This is a genomic window from Streptococcus sp. HJ1 (assembly GCF_052399005.1).
In the GTDB taxonomy this organism is placed as follows: Bacteria; Bacillota; Bacilli; order Lactobacillales; family Streptococcaceae; genus Streptococcus.
This window is the reverse complement of record NZ_CP199005.1, coordinates 1,792,605-1,809,178: the sequence shown is the minus strand read 5'-3', so window position 1 is coordinate 1,809,178 and position 16,574 is coordinate 1,792,605. Positions and strand designations below refer to the sequence as shown.

Sequence of the window (16,574 nt, the reverse complement as noted above, 5' to 3'; positions counted from 1 at the left end):
TGGGAGGCCAGTCTTTTTCTAGAGATATAAGGAGAAAAATGGACAAAAAAACAAGACAAGCTCTGATAGGGTTACTTCTATTCTTACTCTTGGCTGCTGGAAGCTACTACATCAAGCAGATGCAGACAGCGCCAAACACCCCTAGAACCAAGGTTAGTCAGAAAAAACAAGCTTCAGAAGCTCCCAGTCAGGAGCTGGCTGAAAGTGTCTTAACTGAGTCAATCAAAAATCAAATCAAGGGGGGGCTCGAGTGGAATGGAGCAGGGGCCTTCATTGTCAATGGCAATAAAACCAATCTAGATGCCAAGGTTTCCAGCAAACCCTATGCGGATAATAAAACAAAGACAGTGGGAAAAGAAACAGTTCCAACTGTTGCCAATGCCATCTTATCCAAAGCGACTCGGCAGTATAAGAATCGTGAAGAGACTGGAAATGGCTCAACCTCTTGGACGCCACCAGGATGGCATCAGGTTAAGAATCTAAAGGGAGCCTACACACATGCAGTTGATAGAGGACATCTGCTGGGCTATGCCTTGATAGGTGGTTTGGATGGTTTTGATGCCTCTACCAGCAATCCCAAGAATATTGCAGTTCAGACGGCTTGGGCAAACCAAGCACAGGCTGAAGATTCGACAGGTCAGAACTACTATGAGAGTTTGGTCAGAAAAGCCTTGGACCAAAATAAGAGGGTCCGTTATCGGGTGACGCTCCACTATGCAACAAATGAGGACCTAGTTCCATCGGCTTCACAAATCGAAGCCAAGTCTTCAGATGGCGAATTGGAGTTCAATGTCCTAATCCCCAATGTTCAAAAGGGAATCCAGCTTAATTACCAAACGGGTCAAGTAACAGAGATGGACTAGAAACAATAGATACTATAAAAACAGCTCCTTTGTCTTCTAGAGGCAGGGGAGTTGTTGTTTAAATGAAAAATAATGTGAATCCTGAGGGATTTTATGATATAATGGAACACAAGATACTATTTTAGGAGAAGGACTATGGAAGACCCGAGCAGTCAGAATTTGTTGCTACAGTTTGTATTGTTATTTATCTTGACCCTGTTAAATGCTTTTTTCTCAGCCACTGAAATGGCGATGGTGTCACTAAACCGTTCCCGAGTGGAGCAAAAGGCAGAAGAGGGAGACAAACGTTACATTCGTTTGTTAAAGGTACTTGAAAATCCTAACCACTTTTTATCAACCATTCAAGTCGGTATCACCTTGATCACGATCTTGTCAGGGGCAAAATTGGCAGATACACTTGGACAAGTAATTGCCTCTTGGATGGGGAATGGAGAAACAGCTTATGCCATTGCAAGTTTCCTCTCTTTGGCATTCTTGACCTACATCTCTATTGTTTTTGGTGAACTCTATCCTAAACGGATTGCCCTTAATCTAAAAGATGCCTTAGCCATTCGCTCTGTTCCGATTATCATTGGGCTTGGGAAGATTGTCAGTCCCTTTGTCTGGTTGTTATCTGCTTCAACCAATCTCTTGAGTCGTTTAACGCCAATGACCTTTGATGATGCGGATGAAAAAATGACTCGAGATGAAATTGAGTACATGTTGACCAAAAGTGAGGAAACTTTGGATGCAGATGAAATTGAAATGCTACAGGGGATCTTTTCTCTAGATGAACTAATGGCTCGTGAGCTAATGGTGCCTCGGACAGATGCCTTTATGGTAGATATTCAGGATGACAGTCAAACGATTATCCAAAGTATTCTAAAGCAAAATTTCTCACGTATCCCTGTTTATGATGGGGATAAGGACAATGTGATTGGTTTGATTCATACCAAGCGTTTACTAAACGCTGCCTATGCAGATGGCTTTGAAAATATTGTCTGGAAGAAGATCTTACAAGATCCACTCTTTGTTCCTGAAACTATTTTTGTGGATGACTTGCTAAAAGAATTGCGAAATACCCAAAGACAAATGGCCATTTTGCTCGATGAATATGGTGGTATGGCTGGACTGGTCACACTGGAAGACCTGCTGGAGGAGATTGTCGGTGAGATTGATGACGAGACAGACCGAGCAGAAATCGAAGTCCATCAAATCGGTGAGGACACCTATATTGCACAGGGAACCATGAATCTTAACGACTTCAATAACTACTTTGGTGTCGAACTAGAAAGCGATGATGTGGATACCATCGCAGGCTACTATCTAACTGGAGTAGGAACCATTCCAACCACTGAGAAAATCAGTTACCAACTGGTCAGTCAAAACAAACAAATCGTCCTGACCAACGATAAAGTGAAAAATGGACGTGTTACCAAGGTAAAAGTTCAAATCACAGAACTAGAACCTGAAGAAGAAACAGAATAAAGCAGTGACTTGAGTCACTGCTTTTTGTAAATCTAGATGGTAGGTTCAGTTGTCCCCACTTATTAGGAATAATAAAAAAAGCCCGGTTTTACGAGCTTTTCATTTGGTTAATTCCTGTTCATTCAGGAACTGAAAGGCGGTAGACGGATTTGAACCGACGATCAAGCTTTTGCAGAGCCGTGCCTTACCACTTGGCTATACCGCCTCAACGTTTATTATTATACCTTGAAAATCATTTCCCGTCAATAGTTTCTTATTCTAAAATCCAATTTAGGAAAACAGATGATGATCGAAGAAGTGAGAAAAAGCTTGTAAAAATCCCTTTCTAAAGAAGATCAGACTAGAAAGTATTTCTTGCAGAAACAAACAAAGAATGCAGAAATTTTGACAAATAGAAGTTTTTTGAGGAAATGCGCCAAAATATTCTGAAAATTCGTTTACTTTTTAAAAAATATATGTTATAATTTCCAATAAGCCTAAATTTTTCAAGAGGAGTTAAAAACATGAAAAAAAGTAGAGTATTTGTTGCAGCAGGTGTTGCTTTATTAGCGGCAGGAGTACTAGCTGCTTGTGGTTCTTCAAAATCATCTGATTCAACAGCGCCAAAAAATTATGGCTATGTTTATACAGCTGACCCAGAAACGTTGGATTACCTCACTTCAGGGAAACAAAGTACTAAGGTCGCCACTTCAAATGGTATCGATGGTCTTTTCACAAACGACAAGTATGGGAATTTAGTTCCTGCAGTTGCAGAAGACTGGTCAGTTTCAAAAGATGGTTTGACTTATACCTACAAGATTCGTAAAGGTGTCAAATGGATGACATCTGATGGCGAAGAGTATGCTGAAGTAACAGCCAAAGACTTTGTAAATGGTTTGAAACACGCAGCTGACAATAAATCAGCAGCTAAGTATCTAGCAGAAGATTCAGTTAAAGGTCTAGCTGACTATATAGCTGGAAACAATAAAGATTTTGCTTCAGTCGGTGTAAAAGCAGTTGATGATTACACCCTTGAATACACTTTGAACAAACCAGAACCATACTGGAACTCTAAGCTGGCCTACTCAATCTTCTGGCCATTGAACGAAGAATTTGAAAAATCAAAAGGATCTGATTTTGGTAAAGCGACTGACCCTACATCCTTGCTTTACAATGGACCATTCTTGCTGAGAGGTTTGACTGCTAAGTCATCTATCGAATTTGTGAAGAATGAAAACTATTGGGACAAAGACAATGTTCATCTTGATAAAGTAACACTTGCTTACTATGATGGTTCAGATCAAGAATCAATTGAACGTAACTTTACAAGTGGGGCTTATAGCTATGCCCGTCTCTTCCCAACAAGTTCAAACTACTCTAAGGTAGAAGAAACATACAAAGACAATATCTACTACACTCCATCAGGTCCAGGTATTGGTGGTTTGGGTGTAAATATTGACCGTCAAGGTTACAAATACACTTCTAAGACAACTGATGAAGAGAAGATTTCTACTAAGAAAGCCCTTCTTAACAAGGACTTCCGTCAGGCTTTGAACTTTGCCTTTGACCGTACTTCTTACTCAGCACAAATTAACGGTAAGGAAGGTGCTCCTCTTGCAGTTCGTAACCTCTTTGTGAAACCAGACTTTGTCTCTGCAGGCGAAAAAACTTTCGGTGACTTGGTAACTGAAAAGATGGCTGCTTACGGTGATGAATGGAAGAATGTAAACTTTGCGGATGGTCAAGATGGACTTTTCAACGCCGATAAAGCCAAAGCTGAATTTGCCAAAGCTAAAACAGCATTGGAAGCAGAAGGTGTGAAATTCCCTATCCACTTGGATATCCCAGTAGACCAAACATCTAAAAACTATATCGCACGTATTCAATCCTTCAAACAATCCGTTGAGACAGTACTTGGAGAAGAAAACGTAGTCATCGATATCCAACAAATCACTACAGATGAACTACAGAATATTACATACTATGCAGCAAGCGCTGCGGCAGAAGATTGGGATCTCTCAGGTGCTGTTGGATGGAACCCTGACTATGAAGATCCATCAACTTACCTTGATATCTTGAAAACAACGAATGCTGAACAAACAAAAACCTATATGGGTTACGAAGGTGCAGATAATGCTGCAGCAGCTCAAGTTGGTTTGAAAGAATACGATAAGTTAGTTGATGAAGCAGGAAAAGAAACAAGTGACTTGAATGTTCGTTATGAAAAATATGCGGCTGCCCAAGCTTGGTTGACAGATAGCTCACTCTTCTTGCCAGCTATGTCATCAAGTGGTGCTGCACCAATCATTTCTCGTGTTGTGCCTTTCTCTGCATCATACAGTCAATCTGGAGATAAGGGCTCAGACGTATACTTCAAGTATATTCAGTTACAAGATAAGGTTGTAACAAAAGCTGACTATGAACAAGCTCGTGAAAAATGGCTCAAAGAGAAAAAAGAATCAAACGAAAAAGTTCAAAAAGAATTGGCTAATCACGTTAAATAAATAACTCTCAAGAGAACTTTCTCTCCATGAGGAGAAGGTTCTTTTGGGATTTTAAAAGGAAACGATATGAAGAAATATATTTTTATGCGTGTACTGCGTTCATTGTTGTCTATTTTCTTGGTGACAACTTTGACTTACACAATTATTTATACGATGGTTCCTCGGAAATTGATTTTCAAGCAGGATACCAACTATAACAAGATTGCAACGACGCCAGATAAACGGGACAATTATGAAAATACCGTTTATGAGCGGATGGGCTATATCGAGTACTACGATACCAAAGAGTTGCAAGAAAGAGCTAGCACGATGGATTCATCTGTAACAGTAGATGCCAATGATACAAATAAGGCGATCTATGAAAAATACATCAACCAACTAGGAAATGGTTGGACGTTAGGTGTATTCTCAGAAAGTGGTCAATTCTATGCTACGCGTGAAATTCCAATTTTTGAACGTGTTTTCAAATTCTATTCCAACTTGATTGATATTGATCATCCAAACAAGATTCAAGATCCTGAAAATCCAAACTTGCAACGTTATCTTCGTTTTGAAAATGACCCTGCTATCGGTTGGTCATTGGTTGGTTCAGGTACAAAACACAAATACCTTTTGTATTTCAACAATCAATTCCCATTTGTACACCAAAACTTTGTGAACATTAACTTGGGGGACTCTTACCCAACTTATGCAAACACACCAGTGCTTCAAGTTATCACACAAGGTCAGGGACAAACTAAGACATCAGAAGTTCAATTCCCTACAGGTAAAAAGACTTCGTCTGTAGATATTTACTCTCGTACCTACAAATCTCCAAGTCAAGCAGATGCGCGTGAAGTAGCCAACTATGGTAAAGATGATCCATATACAGCTACAGAAAGCAATTATCAATACCCATCAATGATCGCAAGCTCAGCGGTTGCTGGTTTGATTGGTTTGATTATTTCGTATGCGATTGCGATTCCACTTGGATCTGCTATGGCTCGCCACAAGAATACTTGGATTGATAGCTTCTCGACAGGTGCTCTAACCTTCTTGCTTGCACTTCCAACGATTGCCTTGGTTTACATCGTGCGTTTGATTGGATCATCAATTGGTCTGCCTGACTCATTCCCTATCTTGGGGGCTGGAGATTGGCGTTCTTATGTCTTACCAGCAGTTATTCTAGGTTTGTTGGGTGCGCCAAGTACAGCTATCTGGATTCGTCGTTACATGATCGACTTGCAATCTCAGGACTTCGTTCGTTTTGCTCGTGCAAAAGGTTTGTCTGAAAAAGAAATTTCAAATAAACACATCTTTAAAAATGCCATGGTTCCTTTGGTTTCAGGTATTCCTGGTGCCGTAATCGGGGTTATCGGTGGTGCAACATTGACAGAAACAGTCTTCGCTTTCCCAGGTATGGGTAAAATGTTGATTGACTCTGTTAAGGCATCAAACAACTCAATGGTAGTTGGTCTTGTCTTCATCTTCACGTGTATTTCTATCTTCTCACTCTTTGTAGGAGATATCTGGATGACCATGCTTGACCCACGTATTAAATTGACAGAGAAAGGAGGCAAATAATGTCAACAATTGATAAAGAAAAATTTCAGTTCGTAAAACGTGACGATTTTGCCTCTGAAACAATTGATGCTCCTGCCTATTCATACTGGGGTTCTGTATTTAGACAATTTCTAAAGAAAAAATCAACCGTCTTTATGCTAGGAATTTTGGTTGCCATTATCTTGATGAGCTTTATTTACCCAATGTTCTCCGATTTTGATTTCAACGATGTAAGTAAGGTCAATGACTTTAGTGCTCGTTTTATCAAGCCCAATGCTGAACATTGGTTTGGTACAGATAGCAATGGTAAATCCTTGTTTGATGGGGTTTGGTTTGGTGCGCGTAATTCAATTCTTATCTCTGTAATTGCCACTTTTATCAACCTTGTAATTGGGGTTATTGTTGGTGGAATCTGGGGAATTTCAAAATCTGTAGACCGTGTCATGATGGAAGTTTATAACATTATTTCAAACATTCCATCTCTCTTGATTGTCATTGTCTTGACTTACTCAATCGGTGCTGGTTTTTGGAATCTGATTTTTGCCATGAGTGTGACAACTTGGATTGGGATTGCTTATATGATTCGTATCCAAATCATGCGTTACCGTGACTTGGAATACAACCTTGCTTCTCAAACACTTGGAACGCCAACCTTTAAAATCATCGTTAAAAACATCATGCCACAATTGGTATCTGTTATTGTTTCTACAATGACCTTGATGTTGCCAAGCTTCATCTCTTATGAAGCCTTCCTTTCCTTCTTTGGATTGGGATTGCCTGTAACAGTGCCAAGTTTGGGACGTTTGATCTCAGATTACTCACAAAACGTTACGACCAACGCTTACTTATTCTGGATTCCGTTGACAACCTTGATCTTGGTATCCCTATCTCTTTTCGTTGTTGGTCAAAACCTAGCGGATGCTAGTGATCCACGTACACATAGATAGGAGTAGACATGATAAAAGGAAAAGATGTAATTTTGACTGCTCGTGATATTGTCGTGGAATTTGACGTTCGTGACAAAGTTCTGACGGCTATCCGAGGAGTTTCTCTAGACTTGATTGAAGGAGAAGTTCTGGCCTTGGTAGGTGAGTCCGGTTCTGGTAAATCTGTTTTAACAAAAACCTTTACAGGGATGTTAGAAGACAATGGACGTATTGCCCAAGGAAGCATCGACTATCGTGGACAAGACTTGACCGCTCTAACTTCTAACAAGGAATGGGAGAAGATTCGTGGTGCTAAAATTGCGACTATCTTCCAAGACCCTATGACAAGTTTGGACCCAATCAATACAATCGGTAGCCAAATCACTGAAGTTATCATTAAACACCAAGGGAAAACAGCTAAGGAAGCCAAAGAGATGGCAATCGACTATATGAACAAGGTCGGAATCCCAGATGCTGAAAAACGTTTTGAAGAGTATCCTTTCCAATATTCTGGAGGGATGCGCCAACGTATCGTTATTGCGATTGCCCTTGCCTGTCGTCCAGATATCTTGATCTGTGACGAGCCAACAACGGCCCTTGACGTTACCATTCAAGCGCAAATCATTGATTTGCTTAAAACCTTGCAAAATGAGTACCACTTTACCATTATCTTTATCACCCATGACCTTGGTGTGGTAGCAAGTATTGCCGATAAGGTAGCGGTTATGTATGCTGGTGAAATTGTAGAATACGGTACTGTTGAGGAAGTCTTCTACGATCCACGTCATCCATATACTTGGAGTCTCTTGTCTAGCTTGCCTCAGCTTGCTGACGATAAAGGGGAATTGTACTCTATCCCTGGAACACCACCGTCTCTTTATACTGAGTTGAAAGGTGATGCCTTTGCCCTTCGTTCAGATTATGCGATGCAAATTGACTTTGAACAGAAAGCACCTCAGTTTTCAGTTAGTGATACCCATTGGGCTAAGACTTGGTTGCTTCATGAGAATGCTCCTAAAGTTGAAAAACCTGGAGTCATTGCAGATTTGCATGACAAGATTCGTGATAAAATGGGCTTTGCTCATCTAGAAGACTAGGAGGAAGGAAATGTCTGAAAAATTAGTAGAAATTAAAGATTTAGAAATTTCCTTCGGTGAAGGAAGTAAGAAGTTTGTCGCGGTTAAAAACGCCAACTTCTTTATCAACAAGGGAGAAACTTTCTCTCTTGTTGGTGAGTCTGGTAGTGGGAAAACAACGATTGGTCGTGCCATTATTGGTTTAAATAATACTAGTAAAGGTGAGATCATCTTTGATGGTCATAAGATTAATGGAAAAAAATCTCATAAGGAATCATCAGACTTGATCCGTCGTATCCAGATGATTTTCCAGGACCCTGCAGCTAGCTTGAATGAGCGTGCGACAGTTGACTATATCATCTCTGAAGGTCTTTACAACTACCACTTGTTTAAAGATGAAGAGGATCGAAAAGAAAAAGTTCAAAAGATGATTCATGAAGTTGGACTTTTGAAAGAACACTTGACCCGTTATCCACATGAGTTTTCTGGTGGTCAGCGCCAGCGTATCGGGATTGCCCGTGCCCTTGTGATGGAACCTGATTTCGTTATTGCGGATGAACCAATTTCAGCCTTGGACGTATCAGTGCGTGCGCAAGTCTTAAACTTGCTCAAGAAGTTCCAAAAAGAGTTGGGCTTGACCTATCTCTTTATCGCGCATGACTTGTCAGTTGTTCGCTTTATCTCAGATCGTATCGCGGTTATCTATAAGGGAGTTATTGTCGAAGTGGCGGAGACAGAGGAGTTGTTTAACAATCCTGTTCACCCATACACTCAAGCACTTCTATCTGCTGTACCGATTCCAGATCCAATCTTGGAACGCAAGAAGGTCTTGAAAGTTTACGATCCTGACCAACATGACTATGAGACCGACAAGCCATCTATGGTAGAAATTCGTCCAGGTCACTATGTTTGGGCCAATCAAGCAGAACTTGCTCGTTACAAGAAAGCTCTTAAAGAATAAACAAATTAGGAGAGGACCGAAAGGTCTTCTCCTTTTTAATAGAAAAATTCCCCTTCTACGAACTTGTAAAAGGGGGATTGTATTATCATTAGCGTTTAGACCAAGTGCGTTTCATAAAGAGTAGCAAAATGGGGTATATCTCTAAGCGACCTGCAATCATTGCAAAGGAGAGGAGGATTTTAGAGATAGGACTAAAGATGGCAAAACTCGAGGTTGTACCTAGAATAGGTCCGATATTGTTAAAACAGCTGAAGACCGCACTGGTCACGACTAGAAAATCATTGCTATCAAGACTGACGATAAAGATGAGAGAGAGAATAATCATCATATAGATAGCAAAATATTTAAGAATTTTGTGCTGGGTATCCTTATCAATCACAGTTTTATTGACGTGTAGAGTCAAAACACGGTGAGGGGATAAAGTGGACAAAATCTGATTTTTTGCGATTTTAGAGAGGATAAGTCCTCTGATCACCTTAAGACCACCTGCAGTTGAGCCTGCTGATCCACCGATTCCCATGAGGAAGAGGAGGATAAATTGGGAGAAGAGGGGCCAGTTGGTAATATCTCCGTAACCAAAACCTGTTGTCGTGATGATATTGGAAACCTGGAAGAAGGCCATTTCAACACTCTTAGAGACACCTTGATAGAGGTGGAGTGTATTAAGCGTAATCAAGCCGGTAGAAACTAGGACAATGATGATATATGATCGTAGTTCTTCATCTCCAAAGAAAGCCTTAACCCGACGGAGCATGAGGTAGTAGTAGAGATTGAAGTTAACCCCAAAAACCAACACTCCGATACTAACTAGATAGGTGATGAGTGAGCTACCATAGTGGGCAATTCCGTCGTTATAGACGGTAAAGCCCCCAGTTCCTGCCGTTCCCATAGCGATGACAAAACTATCATAGAGAGGCATACCTGCTAGGTAGTAGATAACCACAAAAAGGGAGAAGAGAGCTAGATAAAGCAGATAGAGAATCTGGGCAGTGTTTTTTAGCTTGGATACGACCTTGCCAAAGACAGGTCCAGGGACCTCAGCCTTCATCACCTCCAAGTGACTATTCTTGGCATTGTCCATAATGGCAAGTGCAAAGACGAGTACCCCCATCCCTCCGATCAAGTGGGTGAAACTTCGCCAGAAGAGGAGGGAACGAGTGAGAACGGAAACATCGTTCAGAATAGTTGCTCCTGTAGTCGTAAATCCAGAACTGATTTCAAAGAAGGCATCGATGATGCTGGGGATTTGTCCTGAAAAGACAAAAGGTAAGCCACCAAAGAAAGACCAGAGAATCCAACAGAGGGCAACAATTAAGACTCCTTCCTTGGCATAAATCCGTTGATTTTTCGGTTTCCGTAAAACGCCTAGACCACCGAGAAGGACTAAAATTCCAATCGTAGAAAAGAGAGCGATAAATACTTGACTGGATTCTTGGTAATAGATCGCTACACTAACAGGGACTAGGAGAAGAACAGCCTCAATCAAGAGTAGTTTTGAGAGGAGGTAACGAATCATACTTTTATTCATTTTTTACCTCTCAATCAAATCATAAATTTTGGTGATGTTTGGCAATAAGGTCGTCACGAGTAACTTGTCTCCCACCTCAAGCATATCCTCTCCAGTAGGGAAGATTGTTTTTCCTTTTCGGATAATGGCTGCGATGAGAACCCCTTTTTTCAATTTCAACTGTGATAGAGGTTTGGCAGTCATTTTATTAGCTTCCTTGATTTGGAATTGGAGAGTTTCAATTTGACCGTTTGCGAGATGGTGCATGGCTTGAAGGTCTGAATACTGAGCGTTTACTCGACCACGGATAAAGTGCATAATGGTATCCACTGCGATGCTTTTTGGTGTGATGATACTCGAAAAATCAGGCGCGTGGATAATCTCTAGAAGGCTTGTTCGGTTGACCTTGGTGATATTCTTATGGACACCAACTCGGTCAAGAAACATTGAGGTGATGATATTTTCCTCATCAACCCCAGTCAAGGTTGCGACTGCATCATAGTGGGGAGCACTTTCTTCCAGCAAAATGTCTTTTGCAGTTCCATCTCCTTGGACAATATAGAGATTGGGGAACTTTTCACTGAAGAAACGAGCTCTTTCAGGATTGATCTCGATGACCTTGGTATCAATGCGACTGTCTTTTAAAATGCCGAGTAGATAATAAGCGATCTTTCCAGCTCCAACGATAAGCAAGCTTTTCACTGCACGAGATTTAAAATAGTTATGGAAAAGCATCATATCTACGCGATTTCCTGTAACAAAAATCCTATCCTTGTCTTGGATAATAACATCACCGCTTGGAATCATCAGTTGATGATCTCTCTCCATAGCACAGACAATGACATTCCCAAACTTTCTACGGAAGTCAGAGATTGGCATTTGACAAAGACCGCTAGAATCCTTGACAACAAACTCCATGAGACTGACCCGACCTCCAGCAAATCGTTCGACAGAGAGGGCATTAGGGAAATCAATGATATTTGAGATCGCACGCGCTGCCAGGAGCTCTGGATTAACAATAAGTGAAAATCCAAGAATATTTTTCTCTTTAAAATAGGCATTAGAGTATTCAGGATTTCGAACCCGAACGATGGTTTCTTTAGCGCCCATTTTTTTAGCAAGTACCGCTGAAATCATATTCACTTCATCGTGTTCGGTTAGGGCGATAAAGATATCGCACTCTTGAACACTGGCTTGCTCCAAGATGGCAAAGTCAGCCCCATTTCCAAGGAGACCTATGATATCATAGCGACTGACAATGTGATTGAGGACAGCCTCATCTTGTTCGATGAGGACAACGTCATGGTTTTCTGCAACCAGTGAACGACAGAGGGCGAAACCAACTTTCCCTCCACCAACGAGGACAATTTTCATATAAAAAACCTACTTTTTCATGATGTAACTATCATACCCTTTTTTAGCAAAAAATGCACTTGCTAAGGCGATTTTTAAGGGAAGAAAGGCCTTTTTCACGTTTTGAAGATACATTTGCTTAATTTCTATAACGATGTCTCCGATTTGAAGTGATTTGGCTCTTTTACTATACCTTTTCAGAAAGGGAATGACCAAACATGAAAATATCATCAAAAAAAGTAAAAAAATCAAGTCATTTCTATTGACAATGATTCTGAAAGTGTTATACTAAGGAAGTAGTTTCGCTGATTTACTTCAAACCTGTTGTGAGGTAAGTTAACGACGCCTTAACCACGCTGTTTGCTGAGCTTGACTCCGGGCAGTGTGGCTATTTTTTTGCAATGATAAAAGGAAACCCGTCATGACAAATCACATTGTATTATTTGAACCTCAGATTCCACAAAATACAGGTAACATTGCGCGTACTTGCGCTGCGACCAATTCTCCCCTCCACATCATCAAACCGATGGGATTTCCGATTGATGATCGGAAGATGAAGCGGGCTGGTTTGGACTACTGGGATAAGCTTGAGATTTATTTTTATGACAGTTTGGAAGATTTCATGTCTCAGATGAAGGGTAAACTCTATCTGATTTCAAAATTTGCGGAAAAGGTCTATTCTGAAGCAGATTTGGCAAGTGGTTGGGATCATTATTTTCTCTTTGGACGTGAAGACAAGGGCTTGCCTGAGGACTTTATGCGAGAACATCCTGAGAAAGCTCTCCGTATTCCTATGAACGATGAGCATGTTCGCAGCCTCAATGTTTCCAATACCGTATGCATGATTGTCTATGAAGCGCTCCGTCAGCAGAATTTTGCAGGTCTTGAGCTTGTTCACACCTATGAAGCAGATAAATTGAAATAATCAAAATGCTTGCACTTGCAAGCGTTTTTTGTTATGATTAAAAGGTCTTCAGGGCTGGGTGAGATTCCCGACCGGCGGTGACTTTAACTAGCTATTTTGGCTTTCTCTTCGTTGTCTTGTCTCGATATACTTAAGTATTATCTTCGACTGCGACGCCTAGATTAATCCAAAATATCTTAGTTAAAGAAGTCCGCGAGCGCAAGCTGATGTGGTGCGATTCCACAACCGACAGTATAGTCTGGATGGGAGAAGACGAAAGAATGGCTTTGTCTGTTCTAATGAGTTTATAGATGAATTGCAACCGCTTGCTCAAAAGAGTGAGAGGGAACTTTTGGGATATAAAAAGTGAGAATAGATAGAGGGATCCTTTCCAACTTCTTCTGATTTTATAGAAAATTGGAGGAACCTGTTATGACAAACACACGTCGAATTTCGACCATTGCGATTTTATCAGCCATTTCATTTGTGCTGATGTACTTTGACTTTCCGCTCTTGCCAGCGGCGACCTTCCTCAAGATCGAGTTTAGTATCTTGCCAGTCCTTGTGGGCTTGGTAGTGATGGATTTGCCTGCTGCTCTCGGGATTCTCTTGCTACGATCACTCTTGAAGTTGCTTCTGAATAGCCAAGGAGTGAACACTTACATTGGCTTGCCAATGAATATCGTAGCCTTGGGAGTTTTTGTTATCGCTTTTGGTTTGATTTGGAAAAAGGAACGCAGCACTCTTCGTTTTCTACTGGCATCTCTAGCGGGAACTATTGGATTGACTTCTGCCATGTTGGTTCTCAACTATGTCTATGCGGTTCCTTTATACGCGCAGTTTGCCAACTTTGATATTAGAGAAATTATAGGACTTTCTAACTACTTGATGACCATGGTATTACCTTTCAACTTGATTGAGGGTGTAATCTTTTCCGTTTCATTCTGGTTGTTATACGTCCTCTTGAAACCAACCTTAAAATATTATGAGAGATAAACAAACATTTTTAATGAAGGGCAGTTTTGCCCTTTTACTTTTCGTCCTTCTTGGCTATATGGTCAAGTTTTACCCCGAAACGCTGGTCGGTTTTGATCAACCGCTTCAGACTGTTCTTCGTGGGGACTTGCCAGATTATTTGACAGTTCTGTTCCGAGCCCTTACGCATTTGATTGATATCCCAGTAATCATTACCTGGGTTGCCATTGCAGCCTTTATCTTTTATCGTAAGCAGTGGAAGATAGAAAGCTACTTCATGGCGGGTAATCTAGCCTTAGCCGGTCTTTTAATCGTGACCTTTAAAAATATCTACCAGCGCCCACGGCCAGCTATTTTACACTTGGTAGAGGAGAGGGGATTTTCTTTTCCAAGTGGCCATTCTCTGGCAGTGACTCTGATGGTAGGGACTTTGATTGTCATTCTCAGTCAACGGATTAAAGATCCGGTTTGGAAAAAAATTGTGCAAATCGTCCTTGGCTTCTACCTAGTCAGTGTGTTGCTATCTCGGGTCTATCTGGGAGTTCACTACCCATCAGATGTTCTTGCCAGTTTCTGTGTGGGTTTGGGGGTCTTGTTTATCGAATTTCCTTTCTATGACAAGCTTCGCTTCCAATGGCGATTTAAAGGCAAGCAGAAGTGAGCATCAAATTCCTTTGAGGAAAAAGAAATGAAAGTCAATATAACAGATCTCCATCCGACTCAACTATACTTATCAGAAAAGAAGTTACAAGATATCCAGATGCTTTATCAGTCGGTAGAAATAATCAATGTTGCTCCAATCAGTGTTCTTGCATTCGGAGACTGCTTGTTGATTACAGACGGGCATCACAGGGCTTATCAGGCTTTATTGGCAGGTAGGGATACGATTTCTGCTAAGTGGGATAGAGATGGTGGCGATGAACTGTATTATCTCTATGCGCAAGCTTGTGAGGAAAGAAAGATTTACTCTGTTCTGGATTTAAAAAATCATATCGTATCTCAAGATGAGTATGAAGCAAAATGGTATAACTGGTGTGATGGTTTTAATCAAGCAGCAACTCTTTTATTGAAAAGGAAAGCAGGTGAAACAGATCCTACAAATAGGTAATGCATTGTGTCTTGTTCCTTTTTATATTGAAATTAGTCTAATCTAACTTGTTTTTTAACTAAAAATCTGATAAACTAAGTAGTAATTGAATAGAAATCCGCAAGACTAGTAACTCAAGGGAAGTATATCAGGGAGGAGAGCCGTGACTGCAAGCTCTCTATACGAAAGTTGGGTGAATTCACTTGCGCATGGATTTAGAAATGAAGGTCTGACTTGTCAGATGAAAACGGATGGTACCGCGTGTCAACGCTCCGAGTGGAGTTTTTGGCATGTGGTTTTCTTTTTATCTACGAGAGACTGATGGAGGAATTATGTCAACTATTGAAGAACAATTAAAAGCGCTTCGTGAAGAGACGCTAGCTAGCTTGAAGCAGATTACTGCTGAAAATAAAAAAGAGATGCAAGAATTGCGCGTCTCTGTCCTTGGTAAAAAGGGTTCGCTTACTGAAATCCTTAAAGGGATGAAAGACGTTTCTGCAGAAATGCGCCCTGTTATTGGAAAACACGTCAACGAAGCGCGTGATGTTTTGACAGCTGCCTTTGAAGAAACAGCTAAGCTCTTGGAAGAAAAGAAAGTGGAAGCTCAACTAGCAAGTGAGAGTATCGACGTTACGCTTCCAGGTCGCCCAGTTGCGACAGGTTACCGTCACGTCCTCACACAAACTAGTGAAGAAATCGAAGATATCTTCATCGGGATGGGTTACCAAGTCGTAGATGGATTTGAAGTTGAGAAAGATTATTACAACTTCGAGCGTATGAACCTTCCAAAAGACCACCCAGCTCGTGATATGCAGGACACTTTCTATATCACAGAAGAAATCTTGCTCCGTACTCACACATCTCCTGTTCAGGCGCGTGCTATGGATGCTCATGATTTTTCAAAAGGTCCTTTGAAGATGATCTCACCGGGGCGTGTATTCCGTCGTGATACGGACGATGCGACTCACAGTCACCAGTTCCACCAAATCGAAGGCTTGGTTGTTGGGAAAAATATCTCTATGGCTGACCTTCAAGGAACGCTTCAGTTGATTGTCCAAAAGATGTTCGGTGAAGAGCGTCAGATCCGTCTGCGTCCATCTTATTTCCCATTCACAGAGCCATCTGTTGAAGTGGATGTTTCCTGCTTCAAGTGTGGTGGAGAAGGATGTAACGTATGTAAGAAAACAGGTTGGATCGAAATTATGGGTGCCGGTATGGTTCACCCACGTGTCCTTGAAATGAGTGGTATCGATGCGACTGTTTACTCTGGATTTGCCTTTGGTCTTGGACAAGAACGTGTAGCCATGCTCCGTTACGGAATCAATGATATCCGTGGGTTCTACCAAGGCGATGTCCGCTTCTCAGAACAGTTTAAATAAGATTGAAACCTGAAACACAGTCCTAGTCATTTTCTCTCGATGAGAATAGTA

Annotated in this window: 14 protein-coding genes, 1 tRNA gene and 1 riboswitch; of the genes, 12 read left to right on the top strand and 3 right to left on the bottom strand. The window is 41.1% G+C overall.

Going from position 1 to position 16,574, the window contains the following annotated elements; genetic code table 11:
- The first annotated feature begins 38 nt into the window (after positions 1-38).
- Positions 39-863, top strand: a complete 825-nt coding sequence (locus tag ACT17O_RS09270; protein ID WP_033629307.1) for a DNA/RNA non-specific endonuclease — start codon at positions 39-41, stop codon at positions 861-863.
- A gap of 135 nt (positions 864-998) precedes the next feature.
- Positions 999-2,330: a hemolysin family protein gene (locus tag ACT17O_RS09265; RefSeq protein WP_444817458.1), complete on the top strand. Its 1,332-nt coding sequence runs from the start codon at positions 999-1,001 to the stop codon at positions 2,328-2,330.
- A 134-nt stretch (positions 2,331-2,464) separates the two neighbouring features.
- Here the strand turns inward: ACT17O_RS09265 and ACT17O_RS09260 are convergent.
- Positions 2,465-2,535 (bottom strand) — tRNA-Cys (locus ACT17O_RS09260).
- A gap of 298 nt (positions 2,536-2,833) precedes the next feature.
- Between ACT17O_RS09260 and ACT17O_RS09255 the strand changes: the two genes are divergently transcribed.
- The 5 genes from ACT17O_RS09255 (at position 2,834) to ACT17O_RS09235 (ending at position 9,318) form a co-directional block, all read left to right on the top strand.
- Positions 2,834-4,813, top strand: coding sequence for a peptide ABC transporter substrate-binding protein (locus tag ACT17O_RS09255; protein ID WP_444817457.1), 1,980 nt, complete (start codon positions 2,834-2,836; stop codon positions 4,811-4,813).
- 66 nt (positions 4,814-4,879) lie between these two features.
- On the top strand, positions 4,880-6,376 hold the full coding sequence (locus ACT17O_RS09250; RefSeq protein WP_000759894.1) for an ABC transporter permease: 1,497 nt from the start codon (positions 4,880-4,882) through the stop codon (positions 6,374-6,376).
- On the top strand, positions 6,376-7,302 hold the full coding sequence (oppC, locus tag ACT17O_RS09245; RefSeq protein WP_000103692.1) for an oligopeptide ABC transporter permease OppC: 927 nt from the start codon (positions 6,376-6,378) through the stop codon (positions 7,300-7,302). The genes ACT17O_RS09250 and oppC overlap by 1 nt, the downstream gene beginning before the upstream one ends.
- 8 nt (positions 7,303-7,310) lie before the next feature.
- Positions 7,311-8,378, top strand: a complete 1,068-nt coding sequence (locus tag ACT17O_RS09240; RefSeq protein ID WP_070837407.1) for an ABC transporter ATP-binding protein — start codon at positions 7,311-7,313, stop codon at positions 8,376-8,378.
- Positions 8,379-8,388: 10 nt separating this feature from the next.
- Positions 8,389-9,318: an ATP-binding cassette domain-containing protein gene (locus ACT17O_RS09235; RefSeq protein WP_001291308.1), complete on the top strand. Its 930-nt coding sequence runs from the start codon at positions 8,389-8,391 to the stop codon at positions 9,316-9,318.
- An 88-nt stretch (positions 9,319-9,406) separates the two neighbouring features.
- Here the strand turns inward: ACT17O_RS09235 and ACT17O_RS09230 are convergent, their stop codons facing one another.
- Positions 9,407-10,846, bottom strand: coding sequence for a TrkH family potassium uptake protein (locus ACT17O_RS09230; protein WP_444817456.1), 1,440 nt, complete (start codon positions 10,844-10,846; stop codon positions 9,407-9,409).
- Positions 10,847-10,849: 3 nt separating this feature from the next.
- Entirely contained in the window at positions 10,850-12,199 is a 1,350-nt protein-coding gene (gene trkA / locus ACT17O_RS09225) for a Trk system potassium transporter TrkA (RefSeq protein ID WP_000706815.1), read from the bottom strand.
- 400 nt (positions 12,200-12,599) lie between these two features.
- Here trkA and ACT17O_RS09220 point away from each other — a divergent pair, with 400 nt between their 5' ends.
- The 5 genes from ACT17O_RS09220 to pheS all read left to right on the top strand — a co-directional run bounded on the left by ACT17O_RS09220 (position 12,600) and on the right by pheS (position 16,523).
- A complete protein-coding gene (locus ACT17O_RS09220; RefSeq protein WP_000181365.1) occupies positions 12,600-13,103 on the top strand; it encodes a tRNA (cytidine(34)-2'-O)-methyltransferase in 504 nt (167 codons plus the stop codon).
- 40 nt (positions 13,104-13,143) lie between these two features.
- A riboswitch (FMN riboswitch) is annotated at positions 13,144-13,361 on the top strand.
- 153 nt (positions 13,362-13,514) lie between these two features.
- Positions 13,515-14,078 carry an ECF transporter S component gene (locus tag ACT17O_RS09215; RefSeq protein ID WP_000185812.1) on the top strand — a complete coding sequence of 188 codons (564 nt, stop codon included), beginning with the start codon at positions 13,515-13,517 and terminating at the stop codon, positions 14,076-14,078.
- The gene (locus tag ACT17O_RS09210; protein ID WP_033587277.1) at positions 14,068-14,718 is read left to right on the top strand and encodes a phosphatase PAP2 family protein; all 651 of its coding nucleotides are present in this window, start codon (positions 14,068-14,070) and stop codon (positions 14,716-14,718) included. Before ACT17O_RS09215 ends, ACT17O_RS09210 begins: the two co-directional genes overlap by 11 nt.
- A gap of 27 nt (positions 14,719-14,745) precedes the next feature.
- On the top strand, positions 14,746-15,165 hold the full coding sequence (locus tag ACT17O_RS09205; protein ID WP_000867351.1) for a hypothetical protein: 420 nt from the start codon (positions 14,746-14,748) through the stop codon (positions 15,163-15,165).
- 311 nt (positions 15,166-15,476) lie between these two features.
- A complete protein-coding gene (gene pheS / locus ACT17O_RS09200; protein ID WP_444817455.1) occupies positions 15,477-16,523 on the top strand; it encodes a phenylalanine--tRNA ligase subunit alpha in 1,047 nt (348 codons plus the stop codon).
- Positions 16,524-16,574: the final 51 nt, after the last annotated feature.